Below are 26,142 nucleotides of genomic sequence, written 5' to 3'. Positions count from 1 at the left end.
CGCAACCGCGGGGCTAGCGTTTTCCATCCGTTCACCACGTTCCATCCATTCGCCACGGGTGATTACGGGTTCAACGCCATGTGTGCGTCGAATCACGACAATTGAAACCATCTTTTAATAAATCAGGCCAAAACTCGTTCTCAACGCCGGAAAACGGCGATTTTCGCGGCAGAACCGCGACCAAAACAGTTGAGGCCACACCATGGCTACCATCATTTCAGCCCCTCTTTCGCGCCCGGCGATCAAAGGCGAGGCGACGCTGTTCGCCGAATTCCGCGCCTTCTGGCGGGCTTTCGTTGCCAAGGCTTTCAATCCCTACCGGCCGGAACTGCACTATATGCGCGGCCCGGGTCCGGCCTGCCGTGCCAAGCAGAGGGCGCTGTCGCCGGCGGTCCGGTCGATGCTCGCCGACATCCGCACCGCGAAGACGCGCAAGCCATCCTGAGCGGCGCGGCAATCGCCGCCTTTTGAAATCGCGGCCGCTTGCGCACCTGCCGATTGCGCGCGACCATCCGGGGATCCCCGACGGTTGATTTTCCGCCGTCGCCCTCACCCTGAATGGATCTTCCGATGACGCGGCTCCGCTGTGCAATCCTCGACGACTATTTCGACATCGCGCTCTCTCTGGCCGACTGGCCACAGGTCAAGGACCGCGTCGAGGTCACCGTGTTCGACAAGCCGTTCGCGAGCGAGGCGGAAGCGGCGGCCAAGCTCAGGGAATTCGAGATCATCTGCGCGATGCGCGAGCGCACGCCGTTCCCGCGCAGCGTGTTCGATGCGCTGCCCAAACTGAAGCTCCTGATCACCTCGGGCATGCGCAACGCCGCGATCGACATGGAGGCCGCCAAGGCGCGCAACGTGGTCGTGTGCGGCACCCAATATAGCCGCGATCCCACCGCGCCCCTGACCATGGGCCTGATCCTGGAGTTGACCCGAGGCATCGGCCGCGAGAATGCGCGCATGCACGCCGGCGAGCCCTGGCAGAGCTTTGCCGGCACCGAGATCGAGGGCAAGACGCTCGGTGTCATCGGCCTCGGCAAGCTCGGCAGCAAGGTCGCCGGCATGGCCAAGGCGTTCGGCATGAACGTGATCGCCTGGAGCCCCAATTTGACGCCGGAGAAATGCAAGGAGGCCGGCGTCGGCTACGCGAGCAAGGACGAGTTGTTTGCCGCATCAGACATCATCACCATCCATGTCGTGCTGAGCCCGCGCTCGCGCGGGCTCGTCGGCGCGGCCAATCTCGCCCGCATGAAGCCATCGGCCTATCTCGTCAACACCGCGCGCGGGCCGATCGTCGACGAAGACGCCCTGCTTGTCGCACTGCGTGACAAGAAGATCGCCGGCGCCGGCATCGACGTGTTCTCGGTCGAGCCGCTACCGATCGATCACCCGCTCCGCAAGCTCGACAATGTCGTGATCACGCCGCATCTGGGCTATGCGACGCGCGAGAGCCTGCAGACGCACTATCAACAGATGGTGGCGTGCATCGATGCCTTCACCAAGGGCAGCGAGCCGCCGCGACGGCTGGCCTGAGATCGAACATCGATCGGCCAACAAAAAGGCGCGCCGTTGGCGCGCCTTTTTCGATGATTGTTTGCCGGTTGGCTTAGCGCACCGTGACCGGCGCGGGCAGCGGTTGCACCGAGGTCGGCTGCGTGCCGGGCAGCGGCGCGGCCTGAGCCTGTGTCGGCGCGGGCGCCATCGGATTGGGCGGCGGCGCGGCGGAAGCCGTCGTCGTTCCCGGCGGCGGGCCACCGGGCAGCACGACCACGCGGGTGCCGACCTTGGCGCGCTCGAACAGGTCCGAGACGTCGTCGTTCAGCATGCCGATGCAGCCCGACGAGACGAACTTGCCGATGGTCGACGGCTGGTTGGTGCCGTGAATCCGGTACACGGTCGAGCCGAGATACATCGCGCGGGCGCCGAGCGGGTTGCCGGGTCCGCCGGCCATGAAGCGCGGCAGATAGGGCTGACGCTCGATCATCTCGGTCGGCGGATGCCAATCCGGCCACTCGGCCTTGCGGGTGATCTTCTGCACGCCGGTCCAGGTGAAGCCGTCGCGGCCGACGCGGACGCCGTAGCGGATCGCCCGGCCATTGCCCAGGATGTAATAGAGGTAGGTGTTCGGCGTATCGACGACGATCGTGCCGGCCGGCTCTTTGGTCGCGAACGCCACTTCCTGGCGACGCAGATTGGGGGCCAGTTGCGCCGTGCCGTCTTCCGGCTGCTCGTCCGGCGGCAGCGCCGCGATCTGCACCGGCTTGCCATTGGCATCGACCGGCGCCTGCTGCTGCGGCACCGCTCCTGTCACGCCCTCGGGCGGACGCATGCCGCCGCGATCGTCGCCATAGGACACACCGGCGGCAGGAACGCCATTGTCGCGATTGGCTTGCTGCGCACCCGGACGGTCGCCGTAGATCACCGGCGGCGGCCCCATCGGACGGCCATAGCGCGGATCATCGGGGGACATCACCGGACCGGTCGGCGCGCCGCGGTCGGAATAGACCGGGGGAGCATTCATCGGACGGCCGTAGCGCGGATCGTCCGGCGACATCACGGGACCGGTCGGCGCACCGCGATCGGAATAGACCGGCGCATTCATCGGGCGGCCATAACGCGGGTCATCAGGCGACATCACCGGGCCGGGCGGCGGCAGCGCGGCCGAATTGCGCGGCGCGTCTTCATCGTCGAGCGAGTCGAAATCCGGCATGCTGCCCTGCGGATAGGGCTGCGGCGCGGCCGAATAGGCCGGGCCCTGAGGAACCGGATACCCCTGCTGCGCACGCGCAAGCGAGGTTCCCGCCACGCCGAGAGCCGCGGCAGCGCAAATCGTCAGAATGCGGTTGATCATCATTGCTCTGTTATAGTCCCCAAGCCACACCGGACCGTTAACGGCCCAATGCAGGAAGATAGCGGCGCATTCAAGACAAATCCGCGAAATCCGGGCCATTTCGGGCTTTTGTGATTTGGCATCAACGCTGCGGCAAAGATGTCTCATGGGCCGGGAATGTTTGTCTACGTGCCCAAAGTCATCAATCACCCGCATTTTGTAACAAACAGTCTCCGGGGGTTGCGATATCTTCGAATCGGCCTGATTCGCGCTCGCGACGCCGGCTTTCTTGTGTGGTCACCGCGTTCCCTCGACATCGAAGACCCTCCCGCAGAAGGGGGAACCCGCGCCCATGCTCCCCGGCCTTCGTTTTCTGTTCGCTGCGATCGTGCTGGCGACCTCACTTCTGGTGTTCGGGTTGGGCGCAGCCGCGCTGTTTCGCGCGGCGCATGAGGAATTCGCCAGCATACCGGCCCGCCCGGCCCCGCCCGAGCCGCAATTCGCGCAGCAGGCCGAGCCGACGCCGGTGCTTGCCATGGTGCGGGTCGAGCCATCAGCCCCTGACAAGCCCATTGCCGACAGCCCGGCGCCATCGACACCGTCCGAGCCAGCCGCCGCATCCGAGCCGGCTGCTCCCGCCGCAGCCGCGCCTGCTGCTCCCGCCGCAGCCGCGCCTGCTGCCGAGCCGGAGAAGGTCGCCGCGGTGAAGGCGGATGATTCGTCCCCGGCCGCCCTGCCCAAGCCAGAACCTCAGGCCGTGGAGTCGCCGGCACCGACGCAGTCCGCCGAGGTCGCTGCGCAGGCCCCCGCCGTGGATCCCTTGCCCGCATCGCAGCCCGCACCGGTTTCCACGGAAACGGCCCAGGCGCCAACCGAGGCGAAGGTCGCCGCCGTGGCCGATCCGCCTGCCCCACCCAACGAGCCCGCGCCCGCCGCGGCAGCACCAGCGATCGCTGCACCCGAGCCGGCATCGCCGCCGTCACCCGAGGCCGTCGCCGCCGCGACCAGGATCGCGACGCTGGGCGGCCCCGAAGTTGTCGTCGAAGTGCCGGCGGCGCCGAAGGCCACCGAGGTGAAGAAGAAGCCGGAGCGCAGTGCGACCAGCAAGCCCGCGCATCGCAAGGAGCGGCGGCGGATCGTCCGCGCGCGGCCGGTTCGGCAAGCGGTTCAGCAGCAGCAGCTCGACCCGTTCGGCAATCCGGTGCCGCTTACGCGGCGTTGATCCCGCAGCTCAAGCCGGCCCCGTCGCGATCGGCGGGCCGCTCGCCTGTCCCCATTCCGACCACGAGCCGTCATAGAGCGCGGTGTTCGTGACGCCGAGCCGGTACAGCGCAAGCGTCAGCACGCCGGCGGAGACGCCGGAGCCGCAGCTCGTCACGATCGGCGCATCGAGTTTCACGCCGGCACCACTGAACGACTTGCGCAGATCGTCGAGCGGCTTCATCTCGCCGGTCGCGGCATCGAACAATTGATTGTAGGGCACGTTGCGGGCGCCCGGGATGTGGCCCGCACGGATGCCCGGCCGCGGCTCAGCCGCGCGGCCCTCGAAGCGATCGGCGGCGCGCGCATCGATCACCTGCTCGGCACGGCTTTCGACATTGGCGATCATCTGCTCGATGCTGCGCACGCGCTTCGCATCGTAGCTCGCCCTGAAGGTCGCGGGCTTCGCCGTCACCTCGCCGCTCTCGACCGCCCGGCCCTCGGCGCGCCACTTCTTCAGGCCGCCGTTGAGGATGCGCACGTTGCGATGGCCGTAGGACAGGAACATCCACCAGGCGCGCGGTGCCGCGACCCAGCCGCCGGAATCATAGATCACCACGGTGTCGGCATTGCTGACGCCGAGCCCGCCGATATCGCGGCCGAATTGCTCGGCGCTCGGGAACATGTGCGGCAGTGGATTGGAATGATCGGACACCGCATCGACGTCGAAGAATACGGCGCCGGGCAGATGCGCGGCGAGATAGTCGTCCTTCGGCAGCGGCAGCACGCCGGGCAGCTTGAAGGTCGCGTCGAGCACCTTGACGTTGGCATCGCCGAGATGCGCAGCCAGCCATTCGGTCGAAACGAGCGGATCGTCGGTGGTCGTCATTTGCGAGTCTCTCCATCGTCATTGCCGGACTTGATCCGGCAATCCATCTTGCTTTCAAACGATGGACACGCGGGTCAAGCCCGCGTGTGACATCCTGCTTAGCCCTTCATCTTCGGCTCCCAGGCCTCGATCGGCCCGCCGGCCTCGCGCCAGGCGGCGAAGCCGCCGCCCATATGCGCGACCGGCTTCAGGCCCATGTCCTTCGCGGTCTTGGCGGCGAGCGCCGAGCGCAGGCCGCCGGCGCAGTGGAAGATGAACTTCTTGTCTTCCTGGAAGATCGGCTTGGCGTAGGGGCTGTTCGGATCGATCCAGAACTCCAGCATGCCGCGGGTGCAGGAGAACGCGCCGGGGATCTTGCCGTCGCGCTCGATCTCGCGCGGATCGCGGATGTCGACGATCACGACGTCGTTCTTGCCGATCATCGTGATCGCATCGGCCGCGCTGATGGTCTCGATCTCGGCATTGGCCTCGTCGATCATCACCTTGATGCCGCGATGGATGTTCTGGGGCATGGGGCTCTCCCTGGCTTCTTGTTGTTCGTCATTCCGGGGCGATGCGAGAGCATCGAACCCGGAATCTCGAGATTCCGGATCAGCCGCTTCGCGTCCGTCCGGAATGACGGTGTTGCCTATCGCACCAGCTCCCGCATCGCGTTCTCCAGACCCTCGATCGTGATCGGATACATGCGCTCGGAGAACAGGCGGCGGATGATGGTGGTGGATTCCGAATAATCCCAGTGCTTCTGCGCCACCGGATTGAGCCACACCGCGTGCGGATAGGTGCGGGTGATGCGGTCGAGCCAGACCGAGCCGGCTTCTTCGTTGACGTGCTCGACCGAGCCGCCCGGCACCATGATCTCGTAGGGCGACATCGAGGCGTCGCCGACGAACACCACCTTGTAGTCGTGCGGGTACTTGTGCAGCACGTCCCAGGTCGGCGTGCGATCGGTGAAGCGCCGCTTGTTCTGCTTCCAGACGCCTTCATAGAGGCAGTTGTGGAAGTAGAAATATTCCATGTGCTTGAATTCGCTCTTGGCGGCCGAGAACAGTTCCTCAACCTGCTCGATATGCGAATCCATCGAGCCGCCGATATCGAAGAACACCAGCACCTTGACCGCATTGCGCCGCTCGGGGCGCATGTGCACGTCGAGATAACCGTGGTTGGCGGTCTCCTTGATCGTGGTGTCGAGGTCGAGTTCGTCAGGCGCGCCGGTGCGCGCGAACTTGCGCAGCCGCCTGAGCGCGACCTTGATGTTGCGGATGCCGAGCTCGACATTGCCGTCGAGATCCTTGAACTCGCGCTTGTCCCACACCTTCACGGCGCGGTTGTTGCGGTTCTTCTCCTGCCCAATCCGCACGCCCTCGGGATTATAGCCGTGGGCGCCGAACGGCGAGGTGCCGGCGGTGCCGATCCACTTGCTGCCGCCCTGGTGACGGCCCTTCTGTTCCTCGAGGCGCTTCTTCAAGGTCTCCATGAGCTTGTCCCAGCCCATGGCCTCGATCTGCTTCTTCTCTTCCTCGGTGAGATATTTCTCGGCGAGCTTCTTCAGCCACTCCTCGGGGATCTCCGCCTTGCCCATGGCGTCGAGCAGGCTCTCGAGCCCCTTGAACACGGTGCCGAACACGCGGTCGAACTTGTCGAGATTACGCTCGTCCTTCACCAGGGCGGCGCGCGACAAATAGTAGAAGTTCTCGACGGTCTGTTCGGCGAGATCGGCGTCAAGCGCTTCCATCAAGGTCAGATATTCCCGTAGCGTCACGGGGACCTGGGCGTCGCGCAGCGATGTGAAGAACTGCAGGAACATATTTACTTAAATCGCGCGCCCTGCCGGTGCCGTCAAGGGCCCCTGCCCCGGTTGCGGCTGCGGATCAGCCATTCACTTTCACTTAACCACCCCGGCCAGCTTCGGCTCCCGGCGGCGAAACGTGACGTTAAGATGGGACGTTGATCACTGGAGGTAGCACGCCGCCCGTGGACCCGACCGGATTGCCCAACAGCCCTGCCAAGCTGCCGAAACTGTTCTCGCCGACGGCGATCGTCGCCGCCGTGGTGACGGCGATGAGCATATTCGTGCTCGGCCTGTTGATCTGGAAGGCGGTCGAGGCGCGCACCATGGCGCTCGCCCAGGGCGAGCGCGACATCCGCAACCTCACCCATTCGCTGGCGGAACACGCCTCGCATTCGGTCCAGGCGATCGATGTCGCCATGAACGCCATGGTCGACCTGCTGAAATACCAGAAGCCGCGCGTCGACCGCTTCAACGCGGCCCTGCGCAAGACCGCCGACGCGCTGCCGCAGATCAGGGAAATCGGCGTGATCGATCCCGATGGCAACCGGATCTACTCGTCGGCCGCGGAGTTGCCGGCCCACAACAACGCCGATCGCGGCTACTTCATCAGCCATCGCGACTCGCCGGATGCGACGCTGCATATCAGCGAGCCGCTGCAATCGCGGCTGACCGGGCATCCGACCATCGTGCTGTCGCGCCGTGTCACCAGGGAAGACGGCAGCTTCGGCGGCGTATTGTTCGCAACCATCGAGAGCAGCTACTTCGACAATTTCTACCAGGCCTTCAAGTTCGGTCCGCACGCCGGAATTACCCTGCTTCGCCTCGACGGCATCGTCCTGGCGCATTGGCCGGCGGGCAAGTGGAACAAGGAGGTGTCCGCGGCCTTCAAGGCGCAGATCGGGCAGGACCGGACCGGCTACACCAAGACCACGTCGCCATTCGATGGACGCGTCAAATATCTCGGCTTCGAGCGCGCATCGCAATATCCGATCGTGGTGACGGTCGCGCTGCCGGAAGCCCAGGTGCTCGCCGCATGGCATGAGGACCTGCGCAACGATCTGTTTGTCGCCGTGATCCTGATGGGAAGCGTCATCCTGTTCGCGATCCTGCTGGGCAAGGAGTTCGCCAAGCGAACCAGGGTCGCGCGGATGCTCAGGGAACGCGAGGCGCGTTACCGGCTGCTTGCCGACAACATCGCCGACGTCGTGATCCTCTTGGACCGCGACGGCCGCTTCCTGTTCGTGTCGCAGTCGGTCGAGACCATCCTCGGCCGCAAGCCGGACGATCTGATCGGCAAGTCCTGCTTCGAGTTCGTGCACCCCGATCACCTCGCCGACGTCGCCAGGGCGACAGCGGAATTGACCAACTGGACGACCACCAAGACCGTCGAATTCAAGACCTTCCGCGCCGACGGGACCGAGGTCTGGGTCGAGATCAACTTCAAGCTTGCCGGGCTCGCTGAGGACCACCATGCCATCGAGGTCGTCGGCGTGCTGCGCGACGTGACCGAACGCCGCAAGATGGAGGACGAGCTCAACGCGCTGAACATCCGTCTGTCGGAGCTTGCGACGACCGATGGCCTGACCGCCCTCGCCAACCGCCGCAGCTTCGACAGCGCGCTGCCGCGCGAGTTCCGCGACCGCGAGCTGATCTCCCTCATCATGCTCGATATCGATCACTTCAAGGGCTTCAACGACACGCGGGGCCATCAAGCCGGCGACGAATGCCTGAGGCGCGTGGCCCGCGTGATCGCGGACGCGACCATCAACACCACGGCCATGGCGGCGCGATATGGCGGCGAGGAGTTCGCGATCATCCTGCCCGGCGTCGGCGAACAGGATGCACTGAAGGTCGCCGAAGCGATGCGCCTCACGGTGCGATCGCTGGCGATCGCCAATCCGGCCGCGCGGCGCGGCGTGGTTTCGATCAGTCTCGGAATCGCCAGCCGATCGGCTGCGACCGCGAGCGAGAGCGAATTGCTCGGCCAGGCCGACCTCGCGCTCTACGAGGCGAAACGCGCAGGCCGCGACCGCACGGTGCTGGCCTCGTCGCTGGCGGGTGACAATCATTCCGCGGGGCGGAAACAGTACGCCTGACATACTATGCGCCCGGTGCCGTTCAGGGTACCGCTGCGCTGCGGAATCCGCGCTAGACCGCCCGGCTTTTTCAATTACAATTGCACCTGACAAGACATTGGGCAGGACGTTTGAATGGGCATCATTGCGGCACTGGTGATCGGTGCGATTGCCGGCTGGCTCGCGGGGCTGATCGTGCGCGGCGCGGGCTTCGGGCTGATCGGCAACATCGTCGTCGGCATCATCGGCGCGCTGGTGGCAAGCTGGCTGTTGCCGCGCCTTGGCGTCGGCCTCGGCAGCAGCGCGATCCGCGACATCGTCAACGCGACCATCGGTGCCATTGTCGTGCTGGTGATCCTGTCGCTGATCAGGCGAGCCTGATCGGACAATTTGCATTCCCGACGGCCGCTGCGAGAGCGGTCGTTTCATGTTGAGGCCGAACCGGCCAACGAACGAAGCAAGGCAAACAGATAGATGAAATTCACGGGTACCAAGGACTACGTCGCCACCGATGACCTCAAGGTCGCCGTCAATGCCGCCATCGTGCTGGAGCGCCCGCTGTTGGTGAAGGGCGAGCCCGGCACCGGCAAGACCGTGCTGGCCGAGGAAGTCGCCAAGGCGATCGACGCGCCGCTGCTGACCTGGCACATCAAGTCGACCACCAAGGCGCAGCAGGGCCTCTACGAATACGATGCGGTGTCGCGCCTGCGCGACAGCCAGCTCGGCGATGCGCGGGTGTCCGACATCAAGAACTACATCAAGCGCGGCAAGCTGTGGGAGGCCTTCACCAACGAGAAGCGCCCGGTGCTGCTGATCGACGAGATCGACAAGGCCGACATCGAATTCCCGAACGACCTCTTGCTCGAGCTCGATCGCATGGAGTTCCATGTCTACGAGACCGGCGAGACCATCAAGGCGAAGCTGCGCCCGATCGTGATGATCACGTCGAACAACGAAAAGGAACTGCCGGACGCGTTCCTGCGCCGCTGCTTCTTCCACTACATCAAGTTCCCCGACGCCGACACCATGGGCAAGATCGTCGACGTGCACTTCCCCGGCATCAAGAAGCGGCTGGTGGAAGAGGCGCTGCGAATCTTCTTCGAGGTCCGCGAGGTGCCGGGCCTGAAGAAGAAGCCCTCGACCTCCGAGCTGCTCGACTGGCTCAAGCTGCTCTTGAACGAGGACATCACGCCCGAGATGCTCAGGGAGCGCGACCCGCGCAAGCTGATCCCGCCGCTGCACGGCGCGCTGCTCAAGAACGAGCAGGACGTGCACCTGTTCGAGCGGCTGGCGTTCCTCAGCCGCCGCGAAGTCTAGTTCACGCAAACGCCGGGGCATTCGCTTCGGCGTTTTGCTTCTGCAGCTCAACAAGCAATCCAACAAACAAGAAGACCAGGGAAGATGAACGTCCAGACCCAGATCCGCGCCGCCGAGCCCGTCACCACAGAGCATTTCGACGTCCTGATCGCGGGCGCCGGCATCTCCGGCGTCGGCGCCGCCTACCACCTCACCACGCAATGCCCGGGCACCAGCTTCGTGGTGCTGGAGACGCAGAAGACCTTTGGCGGCACCTGGTCCACCCACCGCTATCCCGGCATCCGCTCCGACAGCGACCTGCACACTTTCGGCTATCGCTTCAAGCCGTGGACCAGCGCGCCGATCGCCAGCGCGGCCGAGATCCTGAAATACATGGGCGAAGTGATCGAGGAAAACGATCTCGCCCGCCACATCCGCTATCGCCACACCATCACCGCGGCGGAGTGGTCGAACGAGACCAATCTCTGGACCATCGATGCGACCCGTATCGACACCGGCGAACGGCTGCGCTTCACCACCAACTTCTTCTGGATGTGCCAGGGCTACTACCGCCACGATGCGGGTTACACGCCCGAATGGACCGACATGGCGAAGTTCAAGGGCACGGTGGTGCATCCGCAGACCTGGCCCGACGACCTCGACTACAAGGGCAAGCGCGTGGTCGTGATCGGCTCCGGCGCCACCGCCGCAACCCTGATCCCGGCGATGGCCAAGGATGCCGGCCACGTCACCATGCTGCAGCGCTCGCCGACCTATTTCCGCACTGGCCGCAACGCGATCGAGATCGCCGAGGAACTGCGCAGGCTGCAGGTCGACGAGGCCTGGATCCACGAGATCACCCGCCGCAAGATCCTGTTCGAGCAGGACGCCTTCACCAGGCGGACCTTCGCCGAGCCGGAGGGCGCCAAGAAGGACCTGCTGGCGGCGGTCGAAGCCGTTCTCGGCAAGGACTACGACATCGCCACCCACTTCACGCCGCGCTACCGGCCGTGGCGGCAGCGCATCGCCTTCATTCCGGATGCCGACCTGTTCCACGCCATCAAGGGCGGCAAGGCGTCCGTCGTCACCGACGAGATCGACCGCTTCACCGAGAAGGGCATCCTGCTCAAGTCCGGCAAGGAGCTCGAGGCCGACATCATCATCACCGCGACCGGCTTCCACCTCTCCGCCAATGGCGGCATCGACTTCGCGATCGACGGCAAGCCGCTCGACTTCAAGGACACCGTGACCTATCGCGGCATGATGTTCACCGGCGTGCCGAACCTCGTCTGGGTGTTCGGCTATTTCCGCGCCAGCTGGACCTTGCGCGTCGATCTGGTCGGCGACTTCGTCTGCCGCATGATCAAGCACATGAAGGCGACCGGCGTGAATAAGGTGACGCCGGCGCTGCGCCCCGAAGACCACAACATGCCGCTGCTGCCGTGGATCGATCCGGAGAACTTCAACCCCGGCTACATGATGCGCGGCATGCACCTGCTGCCGAAGCGCGGCGACAAGCCGGAATGGCAACACAACCAGGACTACTGGGCCGAGAAGGACGAATTCCCGGCGATCGACCTCAAGGACAAGGCCTTCGTCTACGGCTGAGCTACTTCTCATCCGCTGCTGGTCCCGTCACCCTGAGGTGCTCGCGAAGCGAGCCTCGAAGGGTGCACGGCCCCGCTGGTGGCCGTCGACCCTTCGAGACGGCCGCTACGCGGCCTCCTCAGGATGACGGTGATGGATCGAGCGCGCTGATCGAGAACGAGCGTCGCGCTCACCTCGCCCTCACGCATATTCCGGCAGCTTCGCGGCGGCCTCGGGCGTCTTGCCGCGGATCATGTCGGAGGCCTTGTCGGCGATCATCAAGGTCGAGGCGTTGAGATTGGCGGAGATCATCCGCGGCATGATCGAGGCGTCGATCACGCGCAGGCCTTCCATGCCATGGACCCGGAGCTGGTCGTCGACCACCGCCCACGGCGCATCGGCCGGGCCCATCCGGCAGGTGCAGCCGGGATGGAAGGTGGTGGTGCCGCGCTGGGTTGCGGCCGCGAGCAGCTCCTCGTCGCTCTGCACTTTCGGACCCGGAAAGTCCTCATAGGCGAAATACGGGCTGAGCGGCTCGGAGGCGAGCAGCCGGCGCGCTAGCTTCATGCCGGCGACGACGACGCGGCGGTCGATTTCCTCGGCAAGGTAGTTGGTCTGGATGATCGGCGGCGCGAACGGATCGGCGGAACGGATGCGGACATAGCCGCGGCTCTCCGGCCGCTGCTGCCATGAGGCCACCGTCATGCCGGGCTCGTCCTCGAGCTGGCCCTGCACGCCTTCCTTGTAGCTCGCCGGCGTGAAGGTGAGCTGCAGGTCGGAACTCTCGGTGGTCTCGCCGGAATGCCAGAAGCAGTAGACCATGGTCGGCGACAGCGACAGCAATCCGCGCCGCGTCGTCGCCCATTTGATCGCCTCGCCCCACAGGCTAAGGCCGCGGCGCATTTCGTTGATGGTCCTGATGTTCTTGACCCGCGCCACCGAGCGCGGCGCGTAGTGATCCTGCAGGCCTTCACCGACGCCCGGCAGCGCGTGGCGCACCTCGATGCCGTGCGACTGCAGCAGGTCGGGCGAACCGACGCCGGAGAGCTGCAACAGCTGCGGCGAGTTGTAGGCGCCGCCGGACAGGATGACCTCCTTGGTGGCGCGGATCTCCAAGGGATCACCGTGCTTGCCGCCGCGGTTATAGCGCACGCCGACCGCGCGCTTGCCCTCGAAGATGATGCCGGTGACATGGGCATGGGTGCGCACGTCGACATTCGGTCGCTTTCGCGCCGGATGCAGGAACGCGGTCGCGGCGCTGACCCGGAGGCCGTTCAGGATAGTGCGCTGGCAGTACGACACGCCCTCCTGGATCTGGCCGTTGTAGTCAGGGTTGCGCGGAATGCCGAGCGAGACCGCGCCTGCCATGAAGGCCTCGCAGAGCGGATCCTGCCAGTCCATCGTGGTGACGGTGAGGTTGCCATTCCGACCACGATAAGTGTCGTCGCCCTCACCGATCCGTCGCTCCATGCGCCGGAAGTACGGCAGCACGTCGGGATAGCCCCAGCCGCGATTGCCGAGTTGCGCCCAGGTGTCGAAATCCTGGCGCTGGCCGCGATTGTAGATATGGCCGTTGATCGAGGATGAGCCGCCGAGCGTCTTGCCGCGCGGCGCGTAGATGCTGCGCCCGCCGGTATAAGGGCCCACCTCCTGCTGGTAGGCCCAGTTCACGCTCTTCATGTGGAAGGTCTTGATGAAGCCGGCCGGCAGATGGATGTAGGGATGCCAGTCGCTCGGCCCCGCCTCGAGCACGCACACCCTGGTCCCTGCGTCTTCGCTCAACCGGTTGGTCAGCACGCTCCCGGCGGAGCCTGCGCCGATGATCACATAATCGAACGTTTCCATCGTCTCGCTTCTGGCGCTGACCGACGTGTCAGCGCGGCTTTTCGTTGAGTTGATAGTTGAGATGCGCCTTCACCGTCGGCCATTCGCTCGCGATGATGCTGTAAACCACGGTGTCGCGCAACGTGCCGTTGGGCGCGATCTGATGGCTGCGCAGGATGCCGTCCTGCTTGGCACCCAACCGCTCGATGCCGCGCCGGCTCTGGTGATTGAAGAAATGCGTGCGGAACTCGACCGCGATGCAATCGAGCTTCTCGAAGGCATGTTGCAGCAGCAGCAGTTTGCACTGCGTGTTGACCGCGCTGCGCTGCACACGCCTGGCGTACCAGGTCGAGCCGATCTCGACGCGGCGGTTCGGCGTGTCGACGTTCATGTAGGTCGTCATGCCGGAAATCTTGCCGTCGGCATCGAACACCGTGAACGGCAGCATCGAGCCCGCGGCCTGGAGGCCGAGCCGGCGGTCGATCTCCTTGCCCATGTTCTCCGGCTGCGGGACAGAGGTGTACCAGAGCTTCGACAGCTCGCCGTCCTTCACGGCTTCGACGAGACCGTCGCGATGATCATGCGACAGCGGTTCGAGCCGCGCATGCGCGCCGCGAAGGGTGACCGGTTCAAGCCAGGGCATTCGAGACTTCTCCATCTTTGTCATTCCGGGATGGTGCGTTAGCACCAGACCGGAATCTCGAGATCCCACAATTCGCAATTGCGAATTGGGGTTCATCGCTGCGCGATGCCCCGGGATGACGATTGCGCTTTTGCGCAATCGTCACTTGTTCAGAAAATTCAGCGGCAATCCCGGCCGCGACCAGTCCATCGCGATCAGCTCGCCCTTGCCGGACAGCGTGATGTAGGCGGTCTTCAGGTCGGGGCCGCCGAAGGCGATGTTGGTGGTGACGCGGTCGCCGGTCGGCACCTGCTCGACCACGGTGCCGTCGGGCGCGATCACCGAGATGCAGCCCGAGATCAGCGTCGCGACGCAGACATTGCCGTTCGCTTCGACGGCGAGCGAGTCGAACATCTGGTAGCCGCCGAGGCCGGCGATCGGCTTGCCGCGCTCGCCGCGATAGATCACGTCGCGCGGCTTGATGGTGCCGGGCTCGGACACTTCGTAAGCCCACAGCCGCGCCGTCGGCGTCTCCGCGATGTAGACGGTCTTCTCGTCCGGCGACAGGCCGATGCCGTTGGCCGGCAGGATGCCGTGCACCGCCTCGACGATCTCGTTCATGCCGGGCTTCAGATAATAGAACGCGCCGACATCCATCTCGCGGGCACGGCGCTTGCCGAGATCGGAGAACCACAGGCCGCCTTGCCTGTCGAACACCAGGTCGTTGGGCCCGCGCAGCTCGTGCTCGCCGCACTTCGTCACCACGGTCTCGACCTTGCCGGATTGCAGATCGACGCGCTGGATCGAGCCGCCGAGATAATCCTCCGGCTGCGGTCCCGGCATGATCATGTTGCGGGTCGGAATCCAGGAGAAGCCGCCATTGTTGCAGACGTACATCTTGCCGTCGGGGCCGAGCGCCGCGCCGTTCGGGCCGCCCGGCACCTTGGCGACGATCTCCTTGCGCCCGTCGGGATAGACGCGGGTCAGACGCTGGCCCCGGATCTCGACCAGCACGACCGAACCATCGGGCATGACGACGGGACCTTCGGGAAACTCGAGATCGGTGGCGAGAACTCGGATATTGGCCATGGCATCCTCCCGGCTCATTGGCTGCAGGCAGATTCCGAACGGTCCCGCACGCGCAACGTTGTTGTTCATCCTGTTATGGCAAACGGGATTTAGCTTGCCAAGCAATCCGGGGCGCAAGGCTGCCCGGCGTTGAGGTGGGAAGCGCTGCAATGCCGCTCGGCATCATGCAGAATAGCCACCGGTGTCATCACCCGCGAAAGCGAGGGCTTTGCAGAAGTCTGCCGGGATGATTCTCTTTGGTGAAGGATTCGCCGGAGGAACGGATGGCGGAGCGGCAGATTGGTCAATTGAGCTTTACCGACGGGCTGGTGAATGACGCGGCTCGAGCCAACGCGCCTTTGCAGCGAGTATCGGAACTGGTCGACTGGAGCGCGATTGAAGCGCTGCTGAGCGGCTTGCGTAGCGGGTCGATGGGAGCGCCCGCTTACCCGTCGCTGGCGCTGTTTAAGGCGCTGTTGCTGCAGCAATGGTATGGGTTGTCCGATCCGGGCCTTGAGGAGGCGCTGGTGGACCGCCTGTCGTTCCGGCGCTTCCTGGGCCTGTCGCTGAGTGAGCCGGTACCGGATCATTCCACGCTGTGGCGTTTCCGCGAACAGCTGGCCAGGAGCGGGCTGGCGGAGCGCGCTTTTGCCCTGATTACGGCGCAGATCGAGAAGTCCGGCTTCGTCTTGAAGCGCGGCACATTGATTGACGCTTCGCTGATCCGCTCGGCGGTTAATCCGCCCGAACCACCGGATCCCGATTTGCCCCCGGATGCGGACGGGCGCCCCGCCAGCAAGCTGGTCAAAAGCCCTCACGATCCTGACGCCGCCTGGACCAGGAAGGACGGCAAATATGCCTTCGGCTACAAGATGCACGTGGCGATGGACCAAGGCAGTCGCATCATCCGGCGCCTTGCCTTTACGCCAGCCAATGTCAACGACACCGTGCCCGCCGACGAGCTGATCTGCGGCGACGAGGCAACAGTCTACGCTGACAAAGCCTACGATACCATCGCGCGACGTGGGCGGCTGAAGCAGATGGATATTCGCGACGGCATTATGCGCAGACACAACCGCTGGCTTCGCTTGGGGCCTTGGGCGGTGCGTCGTAACGCGGTCATCTCGCATCGACGCGCGCCGATCGAACCGTTGTTCGCATTGCTCAAGCGCGTCTACGGCCTTGCGCGTGCCCGCTATCGGGGCCTGATACGCAATGCCGCAGCTTTCCAGCTCGCCGCGACCGCGATCAATCTCCAGCGATGGGCCAGGACGCCACCCCACATCGCCTAACCAAACGAGGCACCCAGCCATCATGGCTGGCCCGTCCAGCCGCTAACCGGCCCAAACAACAGCCGTCCGGCCCCGTCGAGCTGTTCGACTTTCGCAAAGCCCTCGCGAAAGCGGGTGATCCAGTATTCTAGAGACGGCAGTGCTTGAACCGAGAAGCCGCGGCGTACTGGATCGCCCGGTTCGAGCCGGGCGACGACAGTTGAAGTTGGGGACGCAGCTTAGCGTTCTTGTCGCATCTCTCCAGATGTCATTCCGGGGCGCGTCACTTGGCGCGAGCCCGGAATCCATTGGGCCACCGAATTGCGCACCGGGGAATGACGATGGATAGGAAAGTCGCGGCCCCGCGATCGCGCTAGCTCAGCGCACCCGCATGCACCCACCAGCCGGGGTGCGCAACTCGGAGCTTCTCGCCGGCGGCCTCGGCGTCGGCGTCGGTTCCGAACACGGCAAAACAGGTCGCGCCGGAGCCCGACATGCGCACCAGGCGAACGGCCTCGGTCGCACGCAGCGCGGACAACACGTCGCTGATGACGGGCTCGATGCGCGCGGCGGGGCCTTCGAGATCGTTGGTGCCGCGCGACAGCGCCGCAATCCAGTCGTCGACCGCACGGCCGGCGTCCGGCCAGTCCGGCGCCTGCATCACCACATCGGTGGCACCGATCAAAAGCTCGCCATGGCGCAGGCCGAGTGCGTTGAAGACGTCCTTGGTCGCAACCGGCACGCGCGGATTGACCAGCACGCAGGGCATTTTCGGCAAATCCAGCGGCAGCAGGCCCTCGCCGACGCCGGTCATGTCGCAGGCGCGCGAGGCGACGCAGACTGGCACGTCGGCGCCGGTCTGCAGCGCGACCTCCATGATCCTGCTGTCGTCGAGCGAGAGCTCGTTGAGCCGCGCCAGCAGCCGCAGCGCCGCCGCGGCATCCGCCGAACCGCCGCCGATGCCGGCCGCAACGGGCAGCACCTTCTCCAGCGTGAAGTGGCCGACCTCAAGGTCGGCGACGCGCTCGCCGAGCAGCCGCGCGGCCTTGAGCACCAGATTATCAGATGTATCGCCGCAGGCATCGGCCAGCGGCCCCAGCATCGACAGCGACAGCTCGGGCCCCGGCTCGAGCGTGAGACGATCGGCGCAATCGGCAAACGCGACGACGCTCTCCAGGTCGTGAAACCCATCGACGCGCCGTCCGACAACCTTCAGCGTCAGGTTGACCTTGGCACGCCCTTCTTCAATCAGCGCCGGCACGGCGATAAACCCCTAAAAAAACAAACATCGTGTTGCGATTAGCGTAAATCGCCGCACGATCCTATCCCTTTGTTTGCATGGAAATTCCGCCCCGTGCCGTCATGCCCGGGCCCAGACATTTCGTGTCTCTCCTGCCCCGTCATTCCGGGGCGATGCGCAGCATCGAACCCGGAATCTCGAGATTCCGGGTTCGCCCTTCGGGCGCCCCTGAATGACGGAAGCGGGTGGATAGGCGCAAAATGCCCGGGACAAGGCCCGGGCATCACGTCTCAATTGGCAATGCAGGCTGGCGGTTATACCGGGCTCAGCCGCCCTTGCCGTCGTCGTCCTTCTTCTTGTCGGCGGCGGCGGCGTTCGAGGTGTCGTCCGGCAGGCCGTTGTCGATCTTGGCCTGGATCTTCGGCAGCTCTTCCGGCTCGGGCTTGAGGTCGCGGGCATGCGCCCACTGGAACTTGGCTTCCAGGGTGCGGCCGACGCGCCAATAGGCGTCGCCGAGATGGTCGTTGATGGTCGGATCTTCCGGCTTCAGGTCGATCGCGCGCTCGAGGTTCTTCACCGCCTCGTCGTAATTGCCGATCCGGTAATAGGCCCAGCCGAGGGAGTCGACGATGTAGCCATCGTCAGGGCGCTGATCGACGGCACGCTTGATCATCTTCATGCCCTCGTCGAGGTTGATGCCCTGGTCGATCCAGGAATAGCCGAGATAGTTCAGTACGTGCGGCTGCTCGGGCTGCAGCTCGAGTGCCTTGCGCATGTCGGCCTCGGCCTTGTTCCACTGCTTGGAGCGCTCCTCGCAGATGCCGCGGTAGTAGTAGGTGACCCAGGCGTTCTTGTCGCCACTGCCGGCCGGCAGCGCGTCGATCGCCTGCGAATAGGTGGTGGCGCAGTCGGCGAACTTCTTGCGGCCACGCTCGATGTTGCCGAGCGCCAGGATCGCTTCGATGTCCTTCGGCTGATCCGATGTGACTTCCTTGAGGATCTTGATCGCTTCGTCGCTGCGGTCGGCGGCGTCGAGATTGGTCGCTAGCTGGATCTGCGCGTTGCGCTTCAGCGGCGAGGACGCCGGCATCCGCTCATAGACCTTGATCGCCATCTGCGGCTTCTTCACCGATTCATAGAGATCGGCGAGCGACAGCAGCGCCAGCGGATGGTTCGGCTGCAGGTAGAGCGCGAGCTGCAAATAGACCAGCGCGAGGTCCTCGCCGCCGCGGCGGGTCAGCGTCGCGCCAATACCGTACAGCGCCTCGGCGGCGCCGGCCTGTGGCGAATCGATCAGCGGCGGCAGCTTCTTGCCGGCCTTGGTCTCCTTGATGCCTTCCAGCACCAGCGGATGACGCGGCAGCTTCTTGTCGAACGCCTCGTACATCGCGGTCGCGGCGGCGGCATCCTTGTTGCGCGAGGTCCAGCGGGCATATTCGTCGACCGTGCGCAGCATCGAATCGTCGAGCTTGTAGACCTTCTCGAAGCGGGCGCCGGCGTCCTTCTCCTTGCCGGACAGCTCGTAGATCATGCCGGCGTGCAGATCCTTGAAGATCGGATACCATTCGGGGCCGGTCAGCTTGTCGATCGAGGCGACCGCGCCCTTGCCGTCGCCGGCGCCATAGGCCGCCCAGGCCGACAGCAGCGTCGCCACGAGGTCGGTGATCGGGCCGCGCACCGACTGGTTGATGTTGGACTGCGCGGCGGCGTATTTCTTCAGCTTGAGGTCGCGCACGCCGACGACGAGGCGCGCGACGCGGTTGGACTTGTCCTGGGTCAGGATGCGGTCGGCGAGCTTCACCGCCTCTTCGATGTCGCCGTCGGCGAGCGAGGAGATGAAGGCGCGGTCGAGCAGCTCGGAATTCTTCGGGTCGGTGCGCAGCGCCGAGCGGTAGAACGCCGCGGCGGAGGCCGCATCGCGCTCGACACTGGCGTGGCGGGCGGCGAGATAGCTGCCGGCCGTGGTCAGCGACTTCAGGTCGTTCTTGCTCGGGAACTGGGCGGCATTGTCGGTCGGATGGTCGGGCGTCTGCGCCGCGAGCTGCGCAGGCACGGCAAGCGCCGCGGCAGCAAGAACGGCAATCGTCAGGCGGTTGAAACGGGTGGACAGCATCACGTTCGCCTTGCTCCAGGGGTTTAAGGCCACGAAGGATTTACGGCCAAGATCTTCGCGACGAGATCTTCGCGACAAGATCCTGCGATCAGTCTCAAAATGCGAACCCAAGCGGCGGCATCACGGCGAGCGACAATGCCGCTTTTGGCATTTATCCGCAAGGATCGCCCGGAGGTAACCCATGCCGAATCAATTGGCAGATTAGGCCCTTACGCCCTCCGATCCAGCCAGCCCACCGCAAGACGCTCCCACTATGGCGGTATCGTGACCGGGCCCGGCATATTCGCGTGCAGAAGCAAAAAGCGCCGGATACGGGCGCCGCGGCGCCCTGTTCCGCGTCTTCAACTGTATCCGGCGCTGCAACCCGGCCCCTCCACACAAGGAGAGGCCAGGCGGAGGTTGCGGCAGGCTGCGGACGGCCTCACGCAAATGTGGTCGGCCGCCTTCGCCCTCCTTACATCGCCTCGTAGTTCGGACCGCCGCCGCCCTCCGGAGGAACCCAGGTGATGTTGCCGTTGGGGTCCTTCACGTCGCAAGTTTTGCAGTGGACGCAATTCTGGGCGTTGATCTGGAAGCGCGGGCCTGCCGATTCCTCGACCCACTCGTAGACGCCGGCGGGGCAATAGCGGTTGGAGGGACCGGCGAACACGTCGTGCTCGGAGGTCTTCTGCAGGTTCATGTCGGCGACCTTGAGATGGACCGGCTGGTCCTCCTCATGATTGGTGTTGGACAGGAACACCGACGACAGCTTGTCGAACGAGATCTTGCCGTCCGGCTTCGGATAGGCGATCGGCTGGTGCTGCTTGGACGGATCGAGCGTCTTGCGGTCCGGCTTGGCGTGCGACTGGGTGCCGAACAGCGAGAAGCCGAGCGTGTTGCACCACATGTCGAAGCCGGAGAGCGCCATTCCGAGCAGGTTGCCGAACTTCGACAGCAGCGGCTTGGCATTACGGACCTTGAACAGGTCCTTGCCGATCGAGGACGAGCGCCAGGCATTCTCGTACTCGATCAGCTCGTCATTGGCGCGTCCGGCGCCGAGCGCGGCCGCGACATGCTCGGCGGCGAGCATGCCGGAGCCCATCGCATTGTGGACGCCCTTGATGCGCGGGACGTTGACGAAGCCGGCCGCGCAGCCGATCAGCGCGCCGCCCGCGAAGGAGAGCCGCGGCACCGACTGGTAGCCGCCCTCGGTGATGGCGCGCGCACCATAAGCGAGCCGCTTGCCGCCTTCGAACAGCTCGCGGATGTCGGGATGCGTCTTCATGCGCTGGAATTCGTCGAACGGCGACAGATACGGGTCGTTGTAGTTCAGATGCACGACGAAGCCGACCGCGACGCGGTTGTCGTCGTAGTGATAGAGGAACGAGCCGCCGCCGGTCTTGTCGTTCAGCGGCCATCCCAGCGTATGCTGAACCCGCCCCTTGCGGTGCTTGGCCGGATCGATCTGCCAGACCTCCTTCAGCCCGATGCCGAATTTCGGCGGCTCGGAGTTGGCGTCGAGCTTGAACTTCGCGATCAGCTGCTTCGACAGCGAGCCCCGCGCGCCTTCGGCGAACAGCGTGTACTTGCCGAGCAGCTCCATGCCGCGGGTGTAGGAATCCTTGTGACTGCCGTCCTTGGCGATGCCCATGTCGCCGGTCGCGATGCCCCGCACCGCGCCCTTGTCGTCATAGAGCACCTCCGTGGCGGCAAAGCCCGGATAGATCTCGACGCCGAGCGCTTCCGCCTTCGGCGCCAGCCAGCGGCAGACATTGCCGAGCGAGCCGATGTAGTTGTGATGATTGTGCATCAACGGCGGCATGATGAAGTTCGGAATCCGGAACCAGCCTTGCGACGTCGTCCAGTAGAAGCGGTCTTCCTTGACCTGCGTCTTCAGCGGACAGTCGGCGTCCTCGCGCCAGTCCGGAACGAGCTTGTCGAGCCCAGCCGGATCGATCACCGCACCCGAGAGGATGTGCGCGCCGACCTCGGAGCCCTTCTCCACCACGACGATCGAGAGCTCGGGATTGAGCTGCTTCAGCCGGATCGCGGCCGACAGGCCCGACGGGCCGGCGCCGACGATGACGACATCGAATTCCATAGACTCGCGCGGGGGAAGGTCTTCAGCACTCATGATCTTGATCTCAGCCCATTGAGAACGCTTCTAAGCTTTTCAAAAGTCGTTGTTTCCGATTTTTGGCGGAAGGACAACCATGGAATTGCGCTTGGCCAGGTTTCGCGCGGCCGCGGCGCCACAGGAGCATAATCTTTCCAAAAACCAGCCTCCACTTTTCCCGTTCATGCTAAAATTACATCCATGATAGCCCTGCCGCCCGAGCCCACCCCTACACTGCAGCAATTGCTGGCCTTTTACCTCGAGGCCGGGGTCGATTGCGCGCTCGGCGACGAGCCGATCAACCGGCTGGAAGAGCCCGAGCCAGTTCCCGCCCCCACAGCGCCCCGTCCGTCAGTTGCACTCAATCCGCTGCGGCCCCCGCCGATACCCGCCGTTCCGCGCAGCGAAATCACCATCGCGCCGGACGCCGCGATCGCCTCCGCGCGCGAGGCCGCACGCACCGCGCCGACGCTGGAAGCGCTGCGCACGCTGATGGAGACATTCGACGGCTGCGCGCTGAAGCACACCGCGACCCGGCTGGTGTTCGCCGATGGCAACCCCGAGGCGCGCGTGATGTTCGTCGGCGAAGCGCCGGGCCGCGACGAGGACATCGAGGGACTGCCGTTCGTCGGCCGCTCCGGCAAGCTGCTCGACCGCATGATAGCGGCAATCGGGCTCGACCGCAGCAAAGCCTATATCGCCAATGTCATCCCGTGGCGGCCACCGGGCAACCGCACGCCGACGCCGCAGGAGACGCAGGTGTGCCTACCCTTCATCCAGCGCCATATCGAGCTGGTGAATCCCGATGTGCTGGTGACGCTCGGCAATCCCTCGACCCAGGCGCTGCTCGGCACGCGCGAAGGCATCATGCGCACGCGCGGCAAATGGATCGACTACGACACCGGCACGCGCACGATCCGCGCCGTCGCCACCTTCCATCCGGCGTATCTGTTGCGCTCGCCGTCCTACAAGCGGTTGTCGTGGCAGGATCTGCGCGCGATCGCGAAGGTGCTGCAGCCGGCGGCGGGGTAGCTTAGTAGGATGGGTAGAGCGCAGCGAAACCCGTCATTTCGCGCCGCGGATACGAGTTGATGGGTTTCGCTTCGCTCTACCCATCCTACAAATTTACGAATCCCTACCCCTTCGGCCGCACGATCGCCCAGCCGATCCGCAGCACCGGCTGCCGGCCGTTGACCAGGCGGTCGAACGAACGCGGCACTTCCGGCACGAGGCCAGGGAAGCGTTGCGCAAGATCGGGCGGCGGCGTGCCGGCGGTGTCCTGCGCGCGCCAGACCACGACGCCGCCGGTCTCGTTGAACCTTGCGACCGTCAGCCAGGGCGTCCGTTGCGGCGCGGCGTCGAGCAACAGATGCGGACGGCGCCCGTTCATCGCAATCAGGCTGGCGATTTCAGGATCGCCGGCCACCGCGCGCAGGCGCTGGTTGGTGCGGCGCTCGTAGCTGTCGTCGAAGAAGCGCCCCATCGCGGTTGCCGGCAGCGAGGTCGGCACCTCGGTGGTGCTGGTCCAGGGCAGGAACAACGCCGCCGCCAGCGCGAGCGCGGCGGGCGCCGCGATGGCGAAGGCCCATACCGAGCGCAGCAGCCGTTGCCGCCTGAGATGGATCAGATCGCCGGTTGCGACGACGACCGCGAGCCCCGACATCAAAAGCGCCACGCCGGCGCCGCCGAAGGCGCGGTCGAGATCGAACAGCCCGGAGACGAAGCTGCTCACGATCGCCGGCGCGAACGCGAAGAAGTAAACGAACTGCTGCGCCAGCGGACTGACCGGCGGACGGTAGATGATCGGGGCATCCTCACCGTCGCGGGCGAACCAGCGTGAATTGAGGATCGCGAGCACGGCGATTGCGGCGGTCGCCACGATCAGCCCGCCGAGCACGACGCCCCAGCGCAGCGCGCGCGCCTTGAGCTCGGCAAGCGCCGGCAAGGCCGGCAGCGCCAGCGCGTCGGCGCGGACCAGCCAGATCAGATAGGGCAGCGCCAGCACGATGACGACCAGCAGCGCATAGAGCGGGTCCACCGCGCGCAGCGTGCGCCGCCCGCGCTCGGTTGCGAGCGCAAAGCCGACAACCAGCAGGATCATGCCGATCGCTGCCGGCGTCGTCAGCAGCAAGAGTCCGCAATCGATCGACCAGGCGAACCAGGCGGCGCGCCGGTTCTGCCCGATCAATTGCCAGGAATGCAGTAGCAGGAGCGCCCACAGCGGACGCGCCAGGATCAGCGGCCCGAACTCGACGCTCGGCGAGGAGAACACCACCACCGTCATCGACAGCAGCACCGCCAGCACGCCCTGCGGGCCGCCGACGATGGCGCGTGCCAGTTGGTAGAAGGCGATGAAGGTGACGATCTCGCAGACCTGCGCCAGCAGATAGACGCCGAACACGTGGTTGCCGGCGGCGCGGAAGGCGATGTCTGCGAGCCAGAACGAAAGCGGCGGCCCCATGTCGGTGCCGACCTGATATTCGCGTCCGAAGGCGAGGACGGTGGCGAGATTGCCGGGCGGGCTGCCGTAGAAGATCAGCGGCAGCAGCAGCCAGATCGCGGCCTGCACCAGCACCACGACCCACACCACGAGGCGCGGCCGGGCGCGGATCAGTTCGACAACCAGGGAGGTAAACCGCATGAAACGCCTGAAATGCCCCAGCCACTTGTCAGTCGAGCATGATCCGGAAAAGTGCGAAGCGGCTTTCCGAAAAGACCATGCTCAAACAAAGCGGCGCCATCTGATCCCTGAGGTTTTGATAAACGGCGGCGGCGATGGAGGCAACCGGGGCCGGTGAGTGCCCCCTGCTAAGTCAATCTCCGCTGTCATCACCCGCGAAACCGGGCGATGACAGCCGAGAGTGCGGCGCGGTCGCGCGCTACGCCGCTTCGGACGCCGCGGCCTCGCTTGTCGCGTCCACCGTGAACAGGTCGGGCTCAGCCGCGACCGGGAAATGCTTCAGCCGCGCGGCGACGACGGGGGCGAAGAAACTGCGGTGATGGCTGCTCGGCCCGAGCCTCTCCAGCGCCTCGAGGTGCTCGGGGACGCCGTAGCCTTTGTGCTGCTCGAAACCGTAGCCGGGGCAATCCAGCGCCAGCGCGCACATCAGGCGGTCGCGCGTCACCTTGGCGATGATCGAGGCCGCCGCGATCGAGGCCACGATGCCGTCGCCGCCGATCACGGCATCGCAGTCGCAGGGCGTGGCGAGTTTGTCGCGGCCGTCGACGAAGACGTGCTTCGGCATCTCCGGCAGCGCGTGCACGGCACGGGCCAGCGCCCACAGCGAGGCGCGCAGGATATTGTCGCGGTCGATTCGCGCCGGCGAGGCCACCGCAACCGCGAACGCAGCGGTCGCGCAAATCTCCTCGAACAGTTCCTCACGGCGCTCGGCGGTCAGCCGCTTGGAATCATCGAGGCCTTTTGGGACGCGATCGGGGTCGAGCACCACGGCGGCGGCGACCACGGGTCCGGCCAGCGGGCCGCGCCCGGCCTCGTCGCAGCCGGCGACCGGCCAGACGCCGCGCTTGATCAGCGCGCGCTCGCGCCGAAAGCTCGGGCGCGTCACCGCGATGACGCGCTTGGCCGGCACGGCCGGTTCAGCCGACTTCTTCTTCGACACGCTCTTTGATGCGCTTTTGGACTTATCCCGAATCATGCGGCGATCGTGATCAAGCAAGGCCCCCGGCGCAACCGGGAACCCGCTCCCCTTCCCCGCTATTCAATCCAGCTCTCTCTAATCCGGGATCGACACCCGCCCGCTATCGAGAACCTCAAAGCCCGGCGCGCGCACCACTTCCCAGGCGTGGCCGTCGGGATCGCCGAAATAACCGCAATAGCCGCCATAGCTGGTCGGCTGCGCCGGTTTCAGCAATGTGGCGCCCTTCGACAGCGCGAATGCCATCACGCGATCGACCTCGATATCGTCGTTGCAGTTCCAGGCGATCGCGACACCGTGGAATGCGGCCGGGCGCGGCTGATCTGGCAGTCCGGCGTCGTCGGCGAGCAGATGCCACGGGAACAGCCCGAGCACGGTGCCGCCGGTCTCGAAGAAGGCGACCTCCTCGCCGGTCGCGCGCATCTTCCTGGTGAAGCCGAGGGACTCATAGAAAGCGATGCTGGCGCGCATGTCGCTGACGCCGAGCGTGAGGACGGTGAAGCGGGCGGTCGGGGCGTTACTCATTGTTGCACTCACTTTGCTTATGGTGTTGTCGCCAGCTTGCTTCTTCGTAGCCCGGATGGAGC

23 protein-coding genes are annotated in these 26,142 nt (G+C 65.3%); 10 read left to right on the top strand and 13 right to left on the bottom strand.

The features are described from left to right. The first annotated feature begins 202 nt into the window (after positions 1-202). On the top strand, positions 203-445 hold the full coding sequence (locus tag XH92_RS10495; protein WP_194459148.1) for a hypothetical protein: 243 nt from the start codon (positions 203-205) through the stop codon (positions 443-445). 125 nt (positions 446-570) lie between these two features. Further along, positions 571-1,533 carry a D-2-hydroxyacid dehydrogenase family protein gene (locus tag XH92_RS10490; protein ID WP_194459147.1) on the top strand — a complete coding sequence of 321 codons (963 nt, stop codon included), beginning with the start codon at positions 571-573 and terminating at the stop codon, positions 1,531-1,533. 73 nt (positions 1,534-1,606) lie between these two features. On the opposite strand, the gene XH92_RS10485 is transcribed toward XH92_RS10490, so the two are convergent. Beyond that, on the bottom strand, positions 1,607-2,854 hold the full coding sequence (locus XH92_RS10485; RefSeq protein ID WP_194459146.1) for a L,D-transpeptidase: 1,248 nt from the start codon (positions 2,852-2,854) through the stop codon (positions 1,607-1,609). A 328-nt stretch (positions 2,855-3,182) separates the two neighbouring features. Between XH92_RS10485 and XH92_RS10480 the strand changes: the two genes are divergently transcribed. After that, positions 3,183-4,052, top strand: a complete 870-nt coding sequence (locus XH92_RS10480; protein ID WP_194459145.1) for a hypothetical protein — start codon at positions 3,183-3,185, stop codon at positions 4,050-4,052. 9 nt (positions 4,053-4,061) lie between these two features. On the opposite strand, the gene sseA is transcribed toward XH92_RS10480, so the two are convergent. The 3 genes from sseA to XH92_RS10465 all read right to left on the bottom strand — a co-directional run bounded on the left by sseA (position 4,062) and on the right by XH92_RS10465 (position 6,723). Further along, positions 4,062-4,919, bottom strand: coding sequence for a 3-mercaptopyruvate sulfurtransferase (gene sseA / locus XH92_RS10475; RefSeq protein ID WP_194459144.1), 858 nt, complete (start codon positions 4,917-4,919; stop codon positions 4,062-4,064). Positions 4,920-5,017: 98 nt separating this feature from the next. Continuing rightward, positions 5,018-5,431, bottom strand: coding sequence for a rhodanese-like domain-containing protein (locus XH92_RS10470; RefSeq protein ID WP_194459143.1), 414 nt, complete (start codon positions 5,429-5,431; stop codon positions 5,018-5,020). Between the two features lie 116 nt (positions 5,432-5,547). Beyond that, positions 5,548-6,723 carry a VWA domain-containing protein gene (locus XH92_RS10465; protein ID WP_050632069.1) on the bottom strand — a complete coding sequence of 392 codons (1,176 nt, stop codon included), beginning with the start codon at positions 6,721-6,723 and terminating at the stop codon, positions 5,548-5,550. 182 nt (positions 6,724-6,905) lie between these two features. On the opposite strand from XH92_RS10465, the gene XH92_RS10460 reads away from it, so the two are divergent. The 4 genes from XH92_RS10460 (at position 6,906) to XH92_RS10445 (ending at position 11,687) form a co-directional block, all read left to right on the top strand. Next, complete coding sequence (locus tag XH92_RS10460) at positions 6,906-8,804, top strand: diguanylate cyclase (protein WP_246788361.1); 1,899 nt, start codon at positions 6,906-6,908, stop codon at positions 8,802-8,804. Between the two features lie 114 nt (positions 8,805-8,918). Further along, positions 8,919-9,164 carry a GlsB/YeaQ/YmgE family stress response membrane protein gene (locus XH92_RS10455; RefSeq protein ID WP_194459141.1) on the top strand — a complete coding sequence of 82 codons (246 nt, stop codon included), beginning with the start codon at positions 8,919-8,921 and terminating at the stop codon, positions 9,162-9,164. A 93-nt stretch (positions 9,165-9,257) separates the two neighbouring features. Continuing rightward, positions 9,258-10,100, top strand: a complete 843-nt coding sequence (locus tag XH92_RS10450) for a MoxR family ATPase (RefSeq protein WP_050406807.1) — start codon at positions 9,258-9,260, stop codon at positions 10,098-10,100. A gap of 84 nt (positions 10,101-10,184) precedes the next feature. After that, a complete protein-coding gene (locus XH92_RS10445) occupies positions 10,185-11,687 on the top strand; it encodes an NAD(P)/FAD-dependent oxidoreductase (RefSeq protein WP_194459140.1) in 1,503 nt (500 codons plus the stop codon). 180 nt (positions 11,688-11,867) lie between these two features. Here XH92_RS10445 and XH92_RS10440 read toward each other — a convergent pair whose 3' ends face one another. The 3 genes from XH92_RS10440 to XH92_RS10430 all read right to left on the bottom strand — a co-directional run bounded on the left by XH92_RS10440 (position 11,868) and on the right by XH92_RS10430 (position 15,201). Beyond that, entirely contained in the window at positions 11,868-13,511 is a 1,644-nt protein-coding gene (locus tag XH92_RS10440) for a GMC family oxidoreductase (RefSeq protein WP_194459139.1), read from the bottom strand. Positions 13,512-13,539: 28 nt separating this feature from the next. Further along, the gene (locus XH92_RS10435; RefSeq protein WP_194459138.1) at positions 13,540-14,133 is read right to left on the bottom strand and encodes a GNAT family N-acetyltransferase; all 594 of its coding nucleotides are present in this window, start codon (positions 14,131-14,133) and stop codon (positions 13,540-13,542) included. A 141-nt stretch (positions 14,134-14,274) separates the two neighbouring features. Continuing rightward, positions 14,275-15,201 (bottom strand): SMP-30/gluconolactonase/LRE family protein, encoded by a 927-nt coding sequence (locus tag XH92_RS10430; RefSeq protein ID WP_194459137.1) that lies wholly within the window; start codon positions 15,199-15,201, stop codon positions 14,275-14,277. A gap of 263 nt (positions 15,202-15,464) precedes the next feature. On the opposite strand from XH92_RS10430, the gene XH92_RS10425 reads away from it, so the two are divergent. Next, a complete protein-coding gene (locus XH92_RS10425) occupies positions 15,465-16,472 on the top strand; it encodes an IS5 family transposase (protein WP_194455643.1) in 1,008 nt (335 codons plus the stop codon). A gap of 352 nt (positions 16,473-16,824) precedes the next feature. Here XH92_RS10425 and XH92_RS10420 read toward each other — a convergent pair whose 3' ends face one another. From XH92_RS10420 to XH92_RS10410, 3 genes are all read right to left on the bottom strand, one after another. After that, positions 16,825-17,712: a 4-(cytidine 5'-diphospho)-2-C-methyl-D-erythritol kinase gene (locus XH92_RS10420; RefSeq protein WP_194459136.1), complete on the bottom strand. Its 888-nt coding sequence runs from the start codon at positions 17,710-17,712 to the stop codon at positions 16,825-16,827. 304 nt (positions 17,713-18,016) lie between these two features. Continuing rightward, positions 18,017-19,804: a tetratricopeptide repeat protein gene (locus tag XH92_RS10415; protein WP_194459135.1), complete on the bottom strand. Its 1,788-nt coding sequence runs from the start codon at positions 19,802-19,804 to the stop codon at positions 18,017-18,019. A 454-nt stretch (positions 19,805-20,258) separates the two neighbouring features. Continuing rightward, positions 20,259-21,917: an electron transfer flavoprotein-ubiquinone oxidoreductase gene (locus tag XH92_RS10410; protein WP_194459134.1), complete on the bottom strand. Its 1,659-nt coding sequence runs from the start codon at positions 21,915-21,917 to the stop codon at positions 20,259-20,261. 183 nt (positions 21,918-22,100) lie between these two features. Between XH92_RS10410 and XH92_RS10405 the strand changes: the two genes are divergently transcribed. Beyond that, positions 22,101-22,931 (top strand): uracil-DNA glycosylase family protein, encoded by an 831-nt coding sequence (locus tag XH92_RS10405; protein ID WP_371817982.1) that lies wholly within the window; start codon positions 22,101-22,103, stop codon positions 22,929-22,931. Between the two features lie 103 nt (positions 22,932-23,034). Here XH92_RS10405 and XH92_RS10400 read toward each other — a convergent pair whose 3' ends face one another. Continuing rightward, on the bottom strand, positions 23,035-24,540 hold the full coding sequence (locus XH92_RS10400; protein WP_194459133.1) for a glycosyltransferase family 39 protein: 1,506 nt from the start codon (positions 24,538-24,540) through the stop codon (positions 23,035-23,037). Between XH92_RS10400 and XH92_RS10395 the strand changes: the two genes are divergently transcribed. Further along, positions 24,539-24,697 carry a hypothetical protein gene (locus XH92_RS10395; RefSeq protein WP_194459132.1) on the top strand — a complete coding sequence of 53 codons (159 nt, stop codon included), beginning with the start codon at positions 24,539-24,541 and terminating at the stop codon, positions 24,695-24,697. The two genes, XH92_RS10400 and XH92_RS10395, sit on opposite strands and share 2 nt — an antisense overlap. A gap of 81 nt (positions 24,698-24,778) precedes the next feature. On the opposite strand, the gene XH92_RS10390 is transcribed toward XH92_RS10395, so the two are convergent. Together XH92_RS10390 and XH92_RS10385 are read right to left on the bottom strand one after the other, a co-directional pair. Continuing rightward, positions 24,779-25,555: a ribonuclease HII gene (locus XH92_RS10390; protein WP_194459131.1), complete on the bottom strand. Its 777-nt coding sequence runs from the start codon at positions 25,553-25,555 to the stop codon at positions 24,779-24,781. A 78-nt stretch (positions 25,556-25,633) separates the two neighbouring features. Beyond that, complete coding sequence (locus XH92_RS10385; RefSeq protein WP_194459130.1) at positions 25,634-26,080, bottom strand: VOC family protein; 447 nt, start codon at positions 26,078-26,080, stop codon at positions 25,634-25,636. Positions 26,081-26,142 lie beyond the last annotated feature (62 nt).

It is taken from the genome of Bradyrhizobium sp. CCBAU 53421 (assembly GCF_015291625.1).
Classification (GTDB): domain Bacteria; phylum Pseudomonadota; class Alphaproteobacteria; order Rhizobiales; family Xanthobacteraceae; genus Bradyrhizobium.
This window is presented reverse-complemented; position numbering and strand designations above follow the sequence as displayed.